16 protein-coding genes are annotated in these 13,863 nt (G+C 73.4%); 13 read left to right on the top strand and 3 right to left on the bottom strand.

The window, feature by feature from the left end:
- Positions 1–7: 7 nt before the first annotated feature.
- From CG747_RS22310 to CG747_RS22270, 9 genes are all read left to right on the top strand, one after another.
- On the top strand, positions 8–1,117 hold the full coding sequence (locus CG747_RS22310; RefSeq protein ID WP_100603544.1) for a 3-oxoacyl-ACP synthase III family protein: 1,110 nt from the start codon (positions 8–10) through the stop codon (positions 1,115–1,117).
- Positions 1,114–1,956 carry an SDR family NAD(P)-dependent oxidoreductase gene (locus CG747_RS22305; RefSeq protein WP_100603543.1) on the top strand — a complete coding sequence of 281 codons (843 nt, stop codon included), beginning with the start codon at positions 1,114–1,116 and terminating at the stop codon, positions 1,954–1,956. Before CG747_RS22310 ends, CG747_RS22305 begins: the two co-directional genes overlap by 4 nt.
- A 27-nt stretch (positions 1,957–1,983) precedes the next feature.
- Positions 1,984–3,084, top strand: coding sequence for a beta-ketoacyl-ACP synthase III (locus CG747_RS22300; protein WP_100603542.1), 1,101 nt, complete (start codon positions 1,984–1,986; stop codon positions 3,082–3,084).
- Positions 3,057–3,329, top strand: coding sequence for an acyl carrier protein (locus tag CG747_RS22295; protein ID WP_100603541.1), 273 nt, complete (start codon positions 3,057–3,059; stop codon positions 3,327–3,329). Before CG747_RS22300 ends, CG747_RS22295 begins: the two co-directional genes overlap by 28 nt.
- Complete coding sequence (locus CG747_RS22290; protein WP_100603540.1) at positions 3,326–4,570, top strand: beta-ketoacyl synthase; 1,245 nt, start codon at positions 3,326–3,328, stop codon at positions 4,568–4,570. The genes CG747_RS22295 and CG747_RS22290 overlap by 4 nt, the downstream gene beginning before the upstream one ends.
- Positions 4,571–4,718: 148 nt before the next feature.
- Positions 4,719–5,282, top strand: a complete 564-nt coding sequence (locus tag CG747_RS22285) for a cysteine hydrolase family protein (RefSeq protein ID WP_100603539.1) — start codon at positions 4,719–4,721, stop codon at positions 5,280–5,282.
- Positions 5,283–5,346: 64 nt separating this feature from the next.
- The gene (locus CG747_RS22280; RefSeq protein WP_100603607.1) at positions 5,347–5,889 is read left to right on the top strand and encodes a GNAT family N-acetyltransferase; all 543 of its coding nucleotides are present in this window, start codon (positions 5,347–5,349) and stop codon (positions 5,887–5,889) included.
- Positions 5,890–6,068: 179 nt separating this feature from the next.
- On the top strand, positions 6,069–6,329 hold the full coding sequence (locus CG747_RS49695; RefSeq protein ID WP_257980628.1) for a hypothetical protein: 261 nt from the start codon (positions 6,069–6,071) through the stop codon (positions 6,327–6,329).
- Between the two features lie 151 nt (positions 6,330–6,480).
- On the top strand, positions 6,481–7,584 hold the full coding sequence (locus CG747_RS22270; protein WP_100603537.1) for an NAD(P)-dependent alcohol dehydrogenase: 1,104 nt from the start codon (positions 6,481–6,483) through the stop codon (positions 7,582–7,584).
- Positions 7,585–7,634: 50 nt separating this feature from the next.
- Here the strand turns inward: CG747_RS22270 and CG747_RS22265 are convergent, their stop codons facing one another.
- Positions 7,635–9,146, bottom strand: a complete 1,512-nt coding sequence (locus CG747_RS22265; RefSeq protein WP_100603536.1) for a UbiD family decarboxylase — start codon at positions 9,144–9,146, stop codon at positions 7,635–7,637.
- Positions 9,147–9,234: 88 nt separating this feature from the next.
- The gene (locus CG747_RS22260) at positions 9,235–9,435 is read right to left on the bottom strand and encodes a hypothetical protein (protein WP_257980627.1); all 201 of its coding nucleotides are present in this window, start codon (positions 9,433–9,435) and stop codon (positions 9,235–9,237) included.
- 186 nt (positions 9,436–9,621) lie between these two features.
- Between CG747_RS22260 and CG747_RS22255 the strand changes: the two genes are divergently transcribed.
- Together CG747_RS22255 and CG747_RS48155 are read left to right on the top strand one after the other, a co-directional pair.
- The gene (locus CG747_RS22255; RefSeq protein WP_100603535.1) at positions 9,622–10,128 is read left to right on the top strand and encodes a MarR family winged helix-turn-helix transcriptional regulator; all 507 of its coding nucleotides are present in this window, start codon (positions 9,622–9,624) and stop codon (positions 10,126–10,128) included.
- 9 nt (positions 10,129–10,137) lie between these two features.
- The gene (locus CG747_RS48155) at positions 10,138–11,013 is read left to right on the top strand and encodes a hypothetical protein (RefSeq protein ID WP_180985649.1); all 876 of its coding nucleotides are present in this window, start codon (positions 10,138–10,140) and stop codon (positions 11,011–11,013) included.
- 30 nt (positions 11,014–11,043) lie between these two features.
- Here CG747_RS48155 and CG747_RS22240 read toward each other — a convergent pair whose 3' ends face one another.
- Complete coding sequence (locus tag CG747_RS22240; protein ID WP_257980626.1) at positions 11,044–12,015, bottom strand: DMT family transporter; 972 nt, start codon at positions 12,013–12,015, stop codon at positions 11,044–11,046.
- 83 nt (positions 12,016–12,098) lie between these two features.
- Between CG747_RS22240 and CG747_RS22235 the strand changes: the two genes are divergently transcribed.
- Both CG747_RS22235 and CG747_RS22230 read left to right on the top strand, forming a co-directional pair.
- A complete protein-coding gene (locus CG747_RS22235; protein ID WP_100603533.1) occupies positions 12,099–13,043 on the top strand; it encodes a LysR family transcriptional regulator in 945 nt (314 codons plus the stop codon).
- Between the two features lie 9 nt (positions 13,044–13,052).
- On the top strand, positions 13,053–13,859 hold the full coding sequence (locus CG747_RS22230; RefSeq protein WP_100603532.1) for a class I SAM-dependent methyltransferase: 807 nt from the start codon (positions 13,053–13,055) through the stop codon (positions 13,857–13,859).
- Positions 13,860–13,863 lie beyond the last annotated feature (4 nt).

The following is a 13,863-nucleotide window of genomic DNA, read 5'->3' as shown; positions in this document are numbered from 1 at the left end:
AGGCGTCATGAACCCGTACTCCTCCCCCGTGTCGCGCATCGGCGTGCTGGGCATGGGCACCTACCTCCCGTCCGGCACCCGCACCAACCAGGACGTCGCGGCCGCGGCCGGCGTCACCCCGGAGTGGATCGCCCAGCGCACCGGCGTGCACACCCGGCATGTCGCCGATCCCGACCAGGCCGCGTCCGATCTGGCGGCGGCCGCGGTCCGGGCCGCGGTCGCCGCCGCCGGTATCGACATCGACCAGCTCGACGTGCTGATCGCCGCCACCTCCACCCCCGACGAGCTGGGCCCCTCCACGGCCTGCCGCGTCCAGGCGCTGACCGGCGCCCGGCACGCGGTGGCGCTAGACGTCAGCGCGGCCTGCGCCGGCTGGCTGTTCGCGGCCCGGGTGGCGCACGACTGGCTGCGCGGGCACGGCGGCGCGCGGTACGCGGCGGTGGTCGGCGTCGAGGCGTACTCCAAGTTCCTCGATCCGACCGACCGGGGCACCGCGGTGCTCTTCGCCGACGGGGCGGCGGCCGCGGTGCTGGGCCCCGTCCCGGACGGCGCCGGATTCACCGACTTCCGCCTCGGCTCGGACGGCACCGGCGCGCACCACGTCCTGATCCCGGCCGGCGGCAGCCGCGTCCCGGCCAGCCCCGCCACGCTCGGCGACCACCGGCACCACATCCACATGGACGGCCGTGCGGTCCGGGACTTCATCGTCGAGATCTTCCCCCGGCTGGTCCGGGAGAGCCTGGCCGCCAACGACCTGCGGCTCCAGGACATCGACGCGTTCATCACCCACCAGCCCAACCCGGTCCTGCTGCGCAGCCTCGGCGAACGGATCGGCATCCCGCCCGGGCGGCTGGTCATCGTCGGCGACGAGGTCGGCAACATCGGCGCCGCGAGCGCCCCGTACGCACTGGCCGGTGCCGCCGCCCGCGGGCTGCTGCCGCGCGGCGGCCGGATCCTGCTGGCCGTCTTCGGCGCGGGTGTGACCTGGGGCAGCGCCCTGCTGACCTGGACCGGGGCGCCCACCATCCGCATCGCACCCACCCGGGTACCGCACGCCGGCGCCTCCCTCGCCGCTTCCCCCGCCTCCGCTCCCCCGTTGCAAAGGAGTTCCTCATGACGACCTCGCACGACCCGTTCCGGCTCGACGGCGCCCGAGCCCTGGTCACCGGCGCCTCCCGCGGCATCGGCAAGGCCACCGCGGTGGCCCTCGCCCGGGCCGGCGCCGATCTGGCGCTGTCCGCCCGGAGTTCGGGCGCGCTCAAGGAGACCGCCGCGCTGGTGGAGGAGGAGGGCCGCACCGCGGTCCTGGTCCCCGGCGACCTCGCCGAACCGGGCGCCGCGGAGGCGGTGGTGGACGAGGCGGCGGCCCCGCTCGGCGGGCTCGACGTCATCGTCCACAACGCGGGCGTGCTGCCCGCCCAGGACGACGGCACCCCCACCCTGGTGCCCCTCCAGGACTCCGCACAGGCCGACTGGGACCATGTGGTGTCGGTCAACCTCAACGCGACCGCGGCACTGTGCCGGCGCGCCCACCGCCACCTCACCGGCTCGTCCCTGGGCAGTGTGGTGCTGATGTCCTCGCTGGCCGGGGTCGCCGGCACCCCCCGGATGGAGGCGTACGGCGCCTCCAAGGCGGCGCAGATCGCGCTCGCCCGCAGTCTGGCGGTGGGCTGGGCGCGCGACGGCATCCGGGTCAACGCGCTGTGCCCGGGCTGGACCCGCACCGACATGACGGCCTTCGCGTACTCCCTGGCGCCGCTGTCGGAGTGGCTGATGGCGCACGTCCCGTTGGGCCGCTGGGCGGAACCGGACGAGATCGCCCGCGCCGCGCTGTTCCTCGCCTCCCCCGCCGCGTCGTACCTGACCGGGCAGGCGCTGGTGCTCGACGGCGGGGTCTCCGTGCCCGACGGCGGACTGGCCGGTATCCCCAAACCGCCGTCCCCGTTCACCGCCTGACCGCCCCGCGAATCGAGGGATACCACCATGACAACGGTGAGCCCGACCGCCGTGATCGACGGCATCGGCAGTTGCCTGCCCCCGCGGGTGCTGACCAACGAAGACGTCCGGCGCCGCGGCGTCCTGGACACCAGCGACGAGTGGATCCGCTCCCGCACCGGTATCGCCCGGCGCCGGGCCGCCGAGGACGACACCAGCACCGGCGACCTCGCGGTGGCCGCCGGCCGGGCCGCGCAGGACTCCGCGCAGGCCCCGGCGGACCTGGTGCTGGTCGCCACCACCACCCCCGACCGGCGCTGCCCGGCGACCGCGCCGGAGGTCGCCCACCGCCTGGGCCTGGGCACCGTGCCCGCCTTCGACCTGGCGGCGGTGTGCTCCGGTTTCCTCTACGGCCTCACCGTCGCCACCGCGCTGATCCGCACCGGCGTCTGCACCCGACCCCTGGTGATCGGCGCCGAGACCTACTCCCGCATCATCGACCCGCTGGACCGGGACACCGCGGTGATCTTCGGCGACGGCGCCGGAGCGGTACTGCTGCGCGCCGGGGACCGGACCGAGCCCGGCGCGATCGCCGGCACCGACTGGGGCTCCGACGGCGCCGGCAGCGACCTCATCGCGATCGCCGCGGGCGGTGCCCGACAGCCCGACCCGGGGCGCCGGCTGTGCCGCGACGACCACTACTTCCGGATGCGCGGCCGCGAGGTGTACGGGCAGGCGGTGCGCCGGATGACCGTGTCCTCGCGCGCCGTCCTGGCGAAGTCCGGCTGGCCGCCCGCCGCGGTCGGGGCGTTCATCGGCCACCAGGCCAACCAGCGGATCCTGGACTCGGTCGCCGACCGGGTCGGCATCCCGCCCCGCCGCTGCTTCGGCAACCTCCGCGACGTCGGCAACACCGCCGCCGCGTCCATCCCACTGGCCCTCGCCGACGCCGCCGCCCACCGTCGCATCCGCCCCGGGACCCCCACCCTGCTGACCGCGTTCGGCGGCGGACTGACCTGGGCCTCCGCCGCCCTGACCTGGCCGGCGGTCCGGCCCCGCGACCTCCCCCCGGAACCCCACAGCACCATCTCCACCACCCGTCCCACGCACCGGAGGAACTCATGGACCCTGTCTACGACCACCTCGTGACCGTCCTCACCGACAAGTTCGAGGTCGACGCCGAGGAAGTCCGCCCCGGCAGCACCCTGGCCGCGCTGGAACTCGACTCCCTCGCCGTCGTCGAGCTCTACGTCACCCTCCAGGAACACTGGGGCGTCCCGCTGGAGGAGGACGACTCCGCCGCCGAACTGACCCTGGAACAGGTGGCGCAGGCCGTGACGGCACAGCTGTCCGGCGCGGGCGCCGCCGCCGACCGGGGAGGAGCCCCGCGGTGAGCGTCCCAGGCGACGACGCGGGTCTCGCGGTCACCGGAATCGGCCTGGTCACCCCGGCCGGTTCCGGCACCGCGGCGACCTGGGCGGGGGTCTGCGCCGGGCGGGGCACCGCGGCGCCGGACCCCGAACTGGCGGGCCTGCCGGTCGGATTCTCCTGCCGCGTCCCCGACTTCGACCCGCGCACCCAGGTACCCGGTGCCCGGCCCTGGCAGTACGACCGGTGCACCCAGTTCGCCCTGGCCGCCGCCCACGAGGCGGTCTCCGCAGCCGGACTGGACCCGGCTTCCTGGGACGCCGCCCGGGTCGCGGTGATCCTGGGATCGGCGGCCGGCGGCGTGGGCACCTACGAGGAGCAGCACCGCAAACTCACCGACGGCGGCCCCCGAGCCGTCTCCCCCCTCACCCTCCCCGCGTTCCTGCCCAACATGGCCGCGGGGCAACTGGCCATCGCCCTCGGCGCCCGGGGCCCGGTCCTGCACACCGCGACGGCCTGCGCATCGGGCGCCGCCGCGGTGGCGCTGGCCGCCTTGCTGCTGTCCGCGGGTGCCTGCGACATCGCCGTGGCCGGCGGCACCGACGCCATGGTCACCCCGCTCTGCGCCACCGCGTTCGCGCGCATGGGCGCCCTGTCCCGCCGCCACGACACCCCCGCCCGCGCCTCCCGCCCCTTCGACGCGGACCGGGACGGCTTCGTGCTCGCCGAGGGCGCGGGGGTGCTCGTACTGGAACGTGCCGCGGACGCCGCCGCCCGCCGGGCACCGGTCCAGGCGCGCCTCGCCGGCTACGGCCTCTCCGCCGACGCCCACCACCCGGTGGTCCCCGACCCGGAGGGCCGGGGCCTGCGCCTGGCCACACAGGAGGCGCTGCGCTCCGCCGGAGCCGCTCCGGCCGACGTCGCCCACATCAACGCCCACGGAACCAGCACCCCCCTCAACGACCGGTCGGAGGCCGCCACCCTGGACCAGCTGTTCGGCGCCTCACCGCCCTCGGTGACCTCGGCCAAAGGAGTCCTGGGCCACACCATGGGCGCCGCCGGGGCGATCGAGGCCGCGCTCACCGCACTGACCGTCAAACACCAACTCGTCCCGCCCACCGCCAACTTCCGGCGCCGCGACCCCCAACTCCCCGCCCTCGACCTGGTCACCGGCCGTCCCCGGCCTCAGCCCGTCCGCCTCGCCCTCAGCAACTCCCTGGGCTTCGGCGGCCACACCACGGTGCTCGCCTTCCGACCGGCGCTCTGACGCCGGGAAGTTGTGCGGGCGGCCGATACCGAGCATGGTGTGCTCGACACCTTCGCCCTCGGCACGGCGGTGCAGCGGCCGTTCCCACGCCGCCCCGGCCGATCGCGAAGAACCGTTCTCGTGCCCCACCGAAGAAGGGACGGCGACCATGGCGCACAGCGCTCTCCTCGTGATGGACGTCCAAGAGGACATCGTGGCGATCGCGGACGACGGCTCCGGATACCTGCCGCGCCTGCGCACAGCGATCGACGGCGCCCGGGCGGCCGGCATCCCCGTGATCTACGTGATCATCGGGCTCCGCCCGGGCCGGCCCGACGTCAGCCCTCGCCACAAGGTGCTCACCGCCGCGGTGCGGGACGGCCTGTTCACCGAGGGAGCCCCCGGTACGGAGATCCACCACGACGTCGCGCCCCAGGAGGGCGACGTCGTGATCACCAAGCGGCGGGCCAGCGCGTTCTCGGGCAGCGACCTCGACCTGGTGCTCAGGTCCCGCGGCATCGACAGCCTCGTCCTCACCGGCATCGCCACCAGCGGTGTCGTGCTGTACACCCTGTGCCAGGCCAACGACCTGGACTTCGGCCTCACCGTCCTGGCGGATGCCTGCCTCGACACCGACCCCGAGGTGCACCGGACCCTCACCGAAAGACTGTTCCCGCAGTGGGCGGACGTCCTGACCGTCGGGGACTGGGTCAAAGCCATCGCACCGGACTAACGCGCGTATCGCAAGTGCCTGGTGAGGATGGCGGAGAGCCCATTGTGTGATCCAGAATGGTTCGATGGTCACGCTTGAGACTTCCCGTTTGATCCTGCGTCGCTGGCGCGCGGAAGATGTTGCGCCCATGGCTGCCATCAATGCCGACCCCGAGGTCATGCGGTGGATCCGTGACGGCAGCGTCCGTGACGAACAGCAGACTCGCGACGGGATCCAGGCATGGGAGAGCGAGTGGGAGTCACGGGGCTTCGGCCTGTTCGCTGTGGAGATCCGGGCCACTGGCGAACTGGCCGGGTTCACCGGCCTTTCGGTACCCCACTTCTTGCCGGAGGTACTGCCGGCGGTTGAGGTCGGCTGGCGGCTGGGACGTTCCCACTGGGGGCAGGGCTTGGCCACCGAGGCCGCTGCGGCCGCTGTCCGGTTCGGGTTCGAAGAGCGGGGGCTGGAGCGGATCGTCAGCATCACTCACGTGGGCAACGACGCCTCCGAACGGATCATGACCAAACTGGGGATGCACCCGGTCCGTGAGACCGTCCATCCCACCAGCGGCCGGCCGGTCCGGGTGTTCGAGCTGTCGTCGGATCAGTACGTCACCACCACTCGTTGATCGCGGCAAGGAGGACGTCACACGGCGCTCGGGGGTCGGAGGGCGTCTCGGCAGCACCTGGGATTCCGCGCCAGGAGACGGGACATCGGGACTCCGTCAACGACCTCTACGCCGCCGCCGATGCCCTCGATGCGGAGGCCGACGCATCCTGGACGTTGCCGATCTACGGCGGGCGCCCCGTGGCACACGGCGCCGATGCCGACACCTTTGACCCGCCCCTGATGCTGCTGGATCCGCCGGGGGTGTCACAGGCCGCGGGCTTCCTCGCGAGTGTCGCCTTCGACGAGCTGTGGCACGCCGCCGGTGCCGGGTTCAGCGGCTACGGAGGGGACGAGGCGCAGGTCGGGCAGGAGTTCTTCGACCATCACCGGGGCCTCCAAGGGTTCTACGCGCGGGCGGCCGCAGCGGGCCACGCCGTGGTCAAGGCGGTGTGGGCCTGAGTTGGTCAGGTGTCGGTGGCCTCAAGGCGGCCTTCACGGGCCCCGTTCCGCGGGGCGCGGGGCTGCACCGCCCGGGCGTCCCGGCATACCCTCGGACCGACCGCTCCACCTTCGCCAGCACCGCCAACACCCCGGAAAGCCAAAGAAACTGATGCGCATTCAGGCAGCCGTCGTGGAAGCTCCCGGCGGACCCTTCACCCTTCGCGACGACCTCGTCATCGACTCGCCCCGGTCCGACGAGGTCCTGGTCAGGATCGCGGCGGCCGGTATCTGCCACACCGACCTCAGCAGCCGGCAGAAGTGGCCGCGGCAGCTCTGCCCGATGGTCTTCGGCCATGAAGGCGCCGGTGTCGTGGCGGCGGTGGGCGACGGGGTGACCGGCGTACGGCCGGGCGACAACGTGTGCCTGAGCTACCGCAGTTGCACCACCTGCGGCCAGTGCTCGGCCGGCCACCCCGCCTACTGCGAGACGGGCATCTTCGCCCTCAACGCCGGCGGCACCCGGCCTGACGGCACCAGTCCGCTGTCCCGGGCCGGGGACGGCAGCACCGTCTACGGCAGCTTCTTCGGCCAGTCCTCCTTCGCCACGTACGCCCTCGCGCACACCAGCAACGTCGTCAAGGTGCCCGCGGACCTGCCGCCGGCCGTTGCGGCGCCGCTCGGCTGTGGCGTGCAGACCGGGGCCGGCACGGTCCTCAACGTGCTGCGTCCGCCGCGGGGGGCGTCGGTGGCGGTTTTCGGCGCGGGCAGTGTCGGGCTCACCTCCGTCATGACCGCGGTCGCCGAGGGCTGCCGGGTCATCGCCGTCGATCCACTGGCGGCCCGGCGCGACAAGGCCCTGAAGTTCGGTGCCGTGGCGGCCGTCGACCCCACCGCGGTGGCGGATGTCGGGGCCGCGGTCCGCGACCACGCCGGGGGCGGCGCCCGCTTCGCCATCGACACCACCGGGCAGTCGGGGGTGATCTCCCAGGCCATCGCGGCGCTCGCCCAGCGCGGCACGCTGGCCCTGGTCGGGGTCGGCGGCCGCGCCGAATTCGACATCATGACGGTGCTGACGAAGGGCATCCGGATCCGCGGCGTCATCGAAGGGGACGCGGATCCCGCGGCGTTCCTCCCCCGCCTCGTCGACCTGTACCGCGAGGGCGTCCTCCCGCTCGACGAGATCATCACCGAGTTCCCGTTCCACGAGATCGAGGACGCCGCGCGGGCCGCGGCCGCGGGCGAGGTCGTCAAGCCCGTACTGCGCTTCCCCTGAGCGGGACGCTCCGGCGGGCGCCGGGGGCCGGCGGTGGGGGCAGCGGCCCCTCAGCGGGCCGGTCGCCCCGGCGCGGCGAAGCCGTAGTCGGCCCAGTGGTCGAGCACCTTCCGTTGGAGCGCGGCGGGATACGCGTGGCGGAAGTCGGTGGGGACGCCGTGGGTGCGCCCGGTGAAGTGTTCGGGCAGCAGGCAGCTCACGACGGCCTTGCCGCCCCGGCCGGAGCGGGCTTCCTCGGCGGTCAGGTAGGGGACCATCGGGATGCCCGGCGCGTCGGGGTACGTGTACTCGCCGGCGCCGGGGTGGTAGCGGGTGGCCATCGCCCACACCACCTGGTCGATGTCGGTGATGTCGATGTCGTCGGCGACGAGGATGACCTTGGGCACCAGCCATCCGGCGTGCGAACCGAAGAGACTGCCGGCCACCGCGTCCGCCAACCGCCGTTCGTCCATGCCGGTTTCGGCCAGTCGCCGGAGGTCGATGGAGACCACGATCCAGCACGTCGCGGCCTCGTAGGAACACCAGGCCAGATCGACCGGCAGGCCGTCGGCGCGCAGCTGGTCCAGGGCGGCGGCGGAGATCATCGTGCCCCAGATGGTGTGGTTCTCCTCCGGCGGCAGGCCCGCGACGCAGATCGGCAGGATCGGATCGGAGCGGTGGGTGACGGCCTCGACGTGGAAGACGGGTTGGGGCTTGCGCTCGGTGAACGTGTGGCCGTGGTACTCGCCCATCGGCCCCTCGGGCGCGGTCTCGTCGGGGCTGATGTACCCCTCCAGCACGATCTCGGCGTTGGCCGGGGCGTGGAGGCCGTTGGTCTCGGTGCGGACCACCTCGACGGGGCTGCCGGTCAGCGCGCCGACGTAACCGTCCTCGTCGACCTCGGCGGGCAGCGGCATGCCGGCGGCGGCCAGCGCCGCGGGCGGGGCGCCGAGCACCATGGCCCACGGTGTGGGTTCGCCCTTCTCCTGCCACATCCGGTGGATCATGCCGAGGTGCTGCTGGGGCATGGCCGGGCCGACCAGCGTGGTGGGGCCGTGGAGCATGCTGCGGCTGATCGACCAGCTCGTCCAGCGCCCGTCCGGGGTGCGCACGACGTGGAAGCCGTAGGTGCCGAAGTAGCGGCCGCCGTCCTGCTGGTGGAGCAGCGGGACCGGGAACCGCTCCAGGTCCACCGCGTCGCCCCGGAGCACGTGCTCCTTGCAGGGGCCGGTTTCCACGACGCGCGGGGCGACGGGTTCGGCGTGCATGGCGGCGATCAGCTTCTCCAGCAGTTCCCGGGGTGTGGTGTCGCGCGCCATTCCGAAGTGCGCGGCGAGCCTGCCGTAGGTGCCGGAGGTGCGGCTGCTCAGGCCGGCGGGCGCGCCGAGCAGGCGGAAGCCGGGCTCGGTGCCGGTCAGGTTCCCGAACAGCGGGGCGGGGCTGCGGGTCTCGTAGACGCGCCGGGTGACGGCGGCGGCTTCGAGGGTGGGGTCGACGGGTCGGCGGATGTCCACCGCGTCGCCCACGGCGAGCAGTTCGTCGACGAAGTCCCGGAAGTTGAGGGCACTGCCGCGTTGGGGCATGGCGAACCTTTCTCACGGAGGGGAGGCGAACGGAGGGAAGCAAGGGGTGCCGGCGCGGAGGCCGGGGTGGGGAGGGACGGCGCGGGCGTCAGCTCGGGCGCGCCGGTGGGCCGGCGGCCCCGGCGTCCGGCTCCGCCGTCCGGTCGGCCGCGTCCCGGCGCATGCCGTTCCAGCGCCGGGCGGTGGGGAGGTCCAGCCCGAACTGGTCGAGGATGCGGGCGACGAGGTCGTCGATGCCGGTGGGCCGGTTGTAGAAGGTGAGGACGGGGGGCAGCACGACGGCGCCCATCCGCGCAGGCGCACTCCGATGGGCGCGCCGGTGGCACCGGTCATCGCGACGACGAGGCGCATGGCACCGTCCTCCTCTTCCGCCCCCGCAGCCATTTACGACGTACACGTCCTATCTGGCTCCACGGTAAAGTACGTGTACGTCCTAATCAAGCGGGTGGCCGGCACCGGACGAATGCGGGGAGCAATGGCACGGAAAGAGGAAGACGCGCGGGACGTGGCCGCCGCGATCACCGGAGTCGGGCCGCTGGCCCGGCAGTTGAACCAACTGCACACCCGGCTCTGGCACGACCAGGTGGACCGCGACCTCACCGGCCCGCAGTTCACCGTCCTGAGCCTGCTCCACACCCACGGCGACATGGACCAGGGCACCCTCGGCGCCCTCGCCCACCTCGACAAGTCGACCGCCGCACCCCTGCTGGACCGCCTGCGGCGACGGGGCCTGGTCGAACTCACCAAGGATCCGGCCGACCGCCGCCGCAAGATGATCCGCATCACCGGCGGCGGACGCACCTGGGCCACCGACCTCGCCCCCGCGGTCCTCTCGGTGAACGAGCAGATCCTGGCCGACTTCTCCCCCGAGGAACGCGAGCAGTTCCTCGCCCTGCTCCACCGGGCGGTCCAGGGAGCGCCGGCCGCAACGGATTCCCCGGCGGATTCCGGCCATGATCACCAAGAAGGTGACGCTGGGTAGGGTACGCAGGTGACGACACCTCAGCCCTCGCCCCAGGATTTCGGCGGCACGCCCGGATACGGCGCGCCCGGCGGCAGCCCGTACCCCGGACCGCCGGCCGGTCCCCCGCCGCAGATACCGGGCGGTCCCCCGGCGCCGGGGGCGGCACCCTACGGCCCCGGCCCCTACGGCACTCCGCAGGCGCCCTACGGAGGGGCACCGCAGGCCCCGTACGGATACCCGGGTCCGGGCATGCCCCCGCCGGTCCCGCCCCGGCGCAACACCGGGAAGGTCTGGGGCATCATCGGGGCGGTCGCGGGCGTCCTCGTGGTCGGCGGTATCGCGTCCGCGCTGGTCTTCGGCGGCGGTGGCGGGGGCGGCGGCACCGGCGCCGCGTCCGGACCGAAGTACCGGATCACGGTGCCGCAGACACTGGCGGGCGGCACGTACACCCTCACCAAGGACATCTCCCAGCAGGCCGGCGCCTCCGTCCCCCGGGACGGCGCCAACGAGCACGGCATCACCTCCGTGGGCGGGCAGTACACCAGCGGGACCGTGTCGCTGGTGATGGTGGGGCTCTACGGCACGATCGACGACCCGCAGACCACCGTCGACCACTCCATCCGCGGCATGAAGGACGACTCCGGCACCCAGGTCGCGGTGCCGGAGAAGATTTTCACGCCCCGCGGTGGCGGCGCCCCGGTGACCTGCGGGGTCGATGTGCGCCAGGAGATGGGCCAGAAGATCACTCTGGCGTTCTGCGTCTGGGCGGACTTCCGTACGAGTGTGAACCTGGCCCGGACCGACGCCGCCGACCTGACGAAGGACCCGCGGTCGGTGGACCTCCAGGAGTTCGCGGACACCGCCGGAAAGATTCGCGCCGAGGTCACGAAGCCGTTGGGCTGAGCGGCCGTCGGCCCGTTCGCGCCCGGACCCTCAGACCGTTTCCGCGGCGCGGGGCCGCGGCTCGGGCGCGCCGCCCTCGTCGGTCGCGGCCGGCGTGCGGGCACCGGCGCGAGTCGCACCGGCCCCGGCGACGACGACCAGGACCACGCCGGCCGCGGACGTCAGGCCCGGTGTCTGGCCGAGCACCAGCAGGCCGATCAGCAGCGCGATGGCGGGTTCCAGGCTCATCAGCGTGCCGAAGGCGGCGGTGGTCAGGCGGCGCAGGGCGAGGAATTCGAGGGCGAAGGGCAGTACCGGGCTCACCGCGGCCAGCACCAGCATGATCCCGACCGCCTGCCAGGTCAGGTGCCCCCACAGCCCGGGGGCGGCGATCAGCGTCCCGATCAGGCCGGCGACGGGCATGGAGACGGCGAGGCCGCCGAGGCCGGTGACCCGGTCGCCGACGCGCTGGGTCAGCAGGATGTAGACGGCCCAGCAGCCCGCGGCGGCCAGCGCGCAGACCAGGCCGACTCCGTCCAGGCCACCGCGCCAGGGCTCGGTCAGCAGCAGCACGCCGAGCGCGGCCAGGGCCGTCCACAGTTTCCGTCCGCCGCCCGGTCCGTACAGGGAGACGGCCAGCGGGCCGAGGAATTCCAGTGCGCTCGCGGTGCCCAGCGGCAGGTGCGCGACGGCGAGCATGAAGAACAGCATCATGCCGGCGGTCGCCACCCCCAGCACGGTGCAGGCGAGCAGGTCCTGCCGGGTGAAGTCGCGCAGGCGGGGGCGTATGAGGACCAGCAGGAGAAGTCCGCCCCACGCCAGTCGCAGCCCCGCCGTGCCCAGCGCGCCGAGCTGTCCGAACAGCGGGACGGCCAGGGCCAGCCCCAGCTGGATGGAGGTCATCGAGGCGACCGCCATCAGGAAGCCGGTCTCGGCACCTCCGGGGCGCAGTCGGCCGCGGGTGGCGGTACGGAGGCGGGGCAGGGGGCCGCCCTGGGGACGCTGGGGGTCGAACGCGCTCATGGGTTCAGTAGATGCCCTGGGCATCGTTCGTGTCCACGTGCTGATCATGGACATTCCGTTCGGGAATCCCGAACAATGGAGGCATGGAAACACGCCGACTGCAACTGCTGGTGGAGCTCTCCCGGCTGGGGTCGATGCGCGCGGTCGCCGAGGCCACCGGCACCACGACCTCCACCGTCTCCCAGCAGATCGCCGTCCTCGCCCGCGAGACGGGCGCCGCGCTGATCGAACCGCACGGCCGCCGGGTCCGCCTCACCCCGGCCGGGCGCCGCCTGACCGAACACGCCGTGACCATCCTGGGCGCCGTGGAGGCCGCCCACCTCGACCTCGCCCCCGGCGCGGAACCCAACGGCACCCTGCGCACCGCCGGCTTCGCCACCGCCATCCGCGCCCACCTGCTGCCCCTGGTCACCGAGCTGGCCACCAGCCATCCGCGGGTGCACCTCCTCATCCGCGAACACGAGCCCGCCGAGGCGCTGTCACTGCTGGCCGCGGACGAGACGGACCTGGCGCTCACCTACGACTACAACCTCGCGCCCGCCACCTTCGACCCCGCGGTGCGCGCCACGCCGTTGTGGACGGCTCCCTGGGGCCTGGGCGTCCCGGCGCAGGACGCGACCGAAGGCGGGACGACGGTCGAGGTCTTCGCCCGGTTCGCCGCCCACGACTGGATCGTCAACTCCCGCAACACGGCGGACGAGACCGTCATCCGCACGCTCGCCTCCTTGGCGGGCTTCACCCCGCGCATCACCCACCGCGCAGACAATCTCGATCTGGTGCAGGGCATGATTACCGCGGGCCTCGGCGTGGGCCTGCTGCCGGCCGGCATCCCCACCTTCCCCGAGGTGCGCCTCGTCCCGCTGACCGCCCCCGACGCGGTGCTGCGCGCGTACGCCGTCGCCCGCCACGGCCGCCTGGACTGGCCCCCGCTCGCCCTGATCACCGACCTCCTCACCCAGCGGTCCGCCCGACCGGATACCGCCGGGGCACCGGGACAGGTTCGGTCCGGTGGGGCGGGTGACCACTAGGCTGCGCCGATGGAACGCGCAACCGACGTGCCCGAGAGTCCCTCCCGGCCTGCGGACCCAGCCCGGGCGAACCACTACGACAGTTTCGCCGCGGCGTACTCGGCGGAAGCCGAGAACAGCCTGGTGAACGCGTACTACGAGCGGCCCGCGATGTTGGCCCTCGCCGGCGACGTGGCCGGCCGCCGGATCCTGGACGCCGGGTGCGGCTCGGGCCCGCTGTCCGCCGCACTGCGCGACCGCGGTGCGATCGTCACCGGCATCGACGCCAGCGCCGGGATGGTGGCACTGGCCAGGCAGCGGCTCGGTGCCGACGCAGCCCTGCACGTGGGCGACCTGAGCGACCACCTGCCGTTCGCCGACGGCGCGTTCGACGACGTGGTCGCGTCGCTGGTGCTGCACTATCTGGAGGACTGGGGGCCGACGCTGGCCGAGTTGCGGCGAGTGCTCAGGCCCGGCGGCCGGCTGATCGCGTCGGTGGAGCACCCCATCGTGGCCTACACCTTCCAGGATCCTCGGCCCGACTACTTCGCGACCACGAGCTATACCTTCGACTGGGCGTTCAACGGGCAGTCCGTCCCGATGAAGTTCTGGCGCAGGCCGTTGCACGCGATGATCGATGCCTTGACCACCGCCGGCTTCCGCCTCACCGTCATCGACGAGCCGCAGCCCGACCCGGCCGCCCGTGAGCTGTTCCCCGACGACGACTTCCGGAGTCTGTCGACCAAAGCCACCTTTCTGTTCTTCGTCGTCGAGGTACCGCCGTCGGCTGGGAACTCGGACGACCTGGGCCCGTCCGGTGGGCCGCGCCGCGGGTGACGAG

The organism is Streptomyces sp. CB02959, from assembly GCF_002803155.1.
In the GTDB taxonomy this organism is placed as follows: domain Bacteria; phylum Actinomycetota; class Actinomycetes; order Streptomycetales; family Streptomycetaceae; genus Streptomyces.
The sequence above is the reverse complement of the archived record's forward strand: the minus strand, read 5'-3'. Positions and strand labels throughout refer to the sequence as shown.

Excerpts from the sequence above, each read along its gene's own strand:
- CG747_RS22310 (WP_100603544.1), top strand. The coding sequence starts at position 8 with ATGAACCCGTACTCCTCCCCCGTGTCGCGCATCGGCGTGCTGGGCATG.
- CG747_RS22305 (WP_100603543.1), top strand. The coding sequence starts at position 1,114 with ATGACGACCTCGCACGACCCGTTCCGGCTCGACGGCGCCCGAGCCCTG.
- CG747_RS22300 (WP_100603542.1), top strand. The coding sequence starts at position 1,984 with ATGACAACGGTGAGCCCGACCGCCGTGATCGACGGCATCGGCAGTTGC.
- CG747_RS22295 (WP_100603541.1), top strand. The coding sequence starts at position 3,057 with ATGGACCCTGTCTACGACCACCTCGTGACCGTCCTCACCGACAAGTTC.
- CG747_RS22285 (WP_100603539.1), top strand. The coding sequence starts at position 4,719 with ATGGCGCACAGCGCTCTCCTCGTGATGGACGTCCAAGAGGACATCGTG.
- CG747_RS22280 (WP_100603607.1), top strand. The coding sequence starts at position 5,347 with ATGGTCACGCTTGAGACTTCCCGTTTGATCCTGCGTCGCTGGCGCGCG.
- CG747_RS22270 (WP_100603537.1), top strand. The coding sequence starts at position 6,481 with ATGCGCATTCAGGCAGCCGTCGTGGAAGCTCCCGGCGGACCCTTCACC.
- CG747_RS22265 (WP_100603536.1), bottom strand. The coding sequence starts at position 9,146 with ATGCCCCAACGCGGCAGTGCCCTCAACTTCCGGGACTTCGTCGACGAA.
- CG747_RS22260 (WP_257980627.1), bottom strand. The coding sequence starts at position 9,435 with ATGGGCGCCGTCGTGCTGCCCCCCGTCCTCACCTTCTACAACCGGCCC.
- CG747_RS22255 (WP_100603535.1), top strand. The coding sequence starts at position 9,622 with ATGGCACGGAAAGAGGAAGACGCGCGGGACGTGGCCGCCGCGATCACC.
- CG747_RS22240 (WP_257980626.1), bottom strand. The coding sequence starts at position 12,015 with ATGAGCGCGTTCGACCCCCAGCGTCCCCAGGGCGGCCCCCTGCCCCGC.
- CG747_RS22235 (WP_100603533.1), top strand. The coding sequence starts at position 12,099 with ATGGAAACACGCCGACTGCAACTGCTGGTGGAGCTCTCCCGGCTGGGG.
- CG747_RS22230 (WP_100603532.1), top strand. The coding sequence starts at position 13,053 with ATGGAACGCGCAACCGACGTGCCCGAGAGTCCCTCCCGGCCTGCGGAC.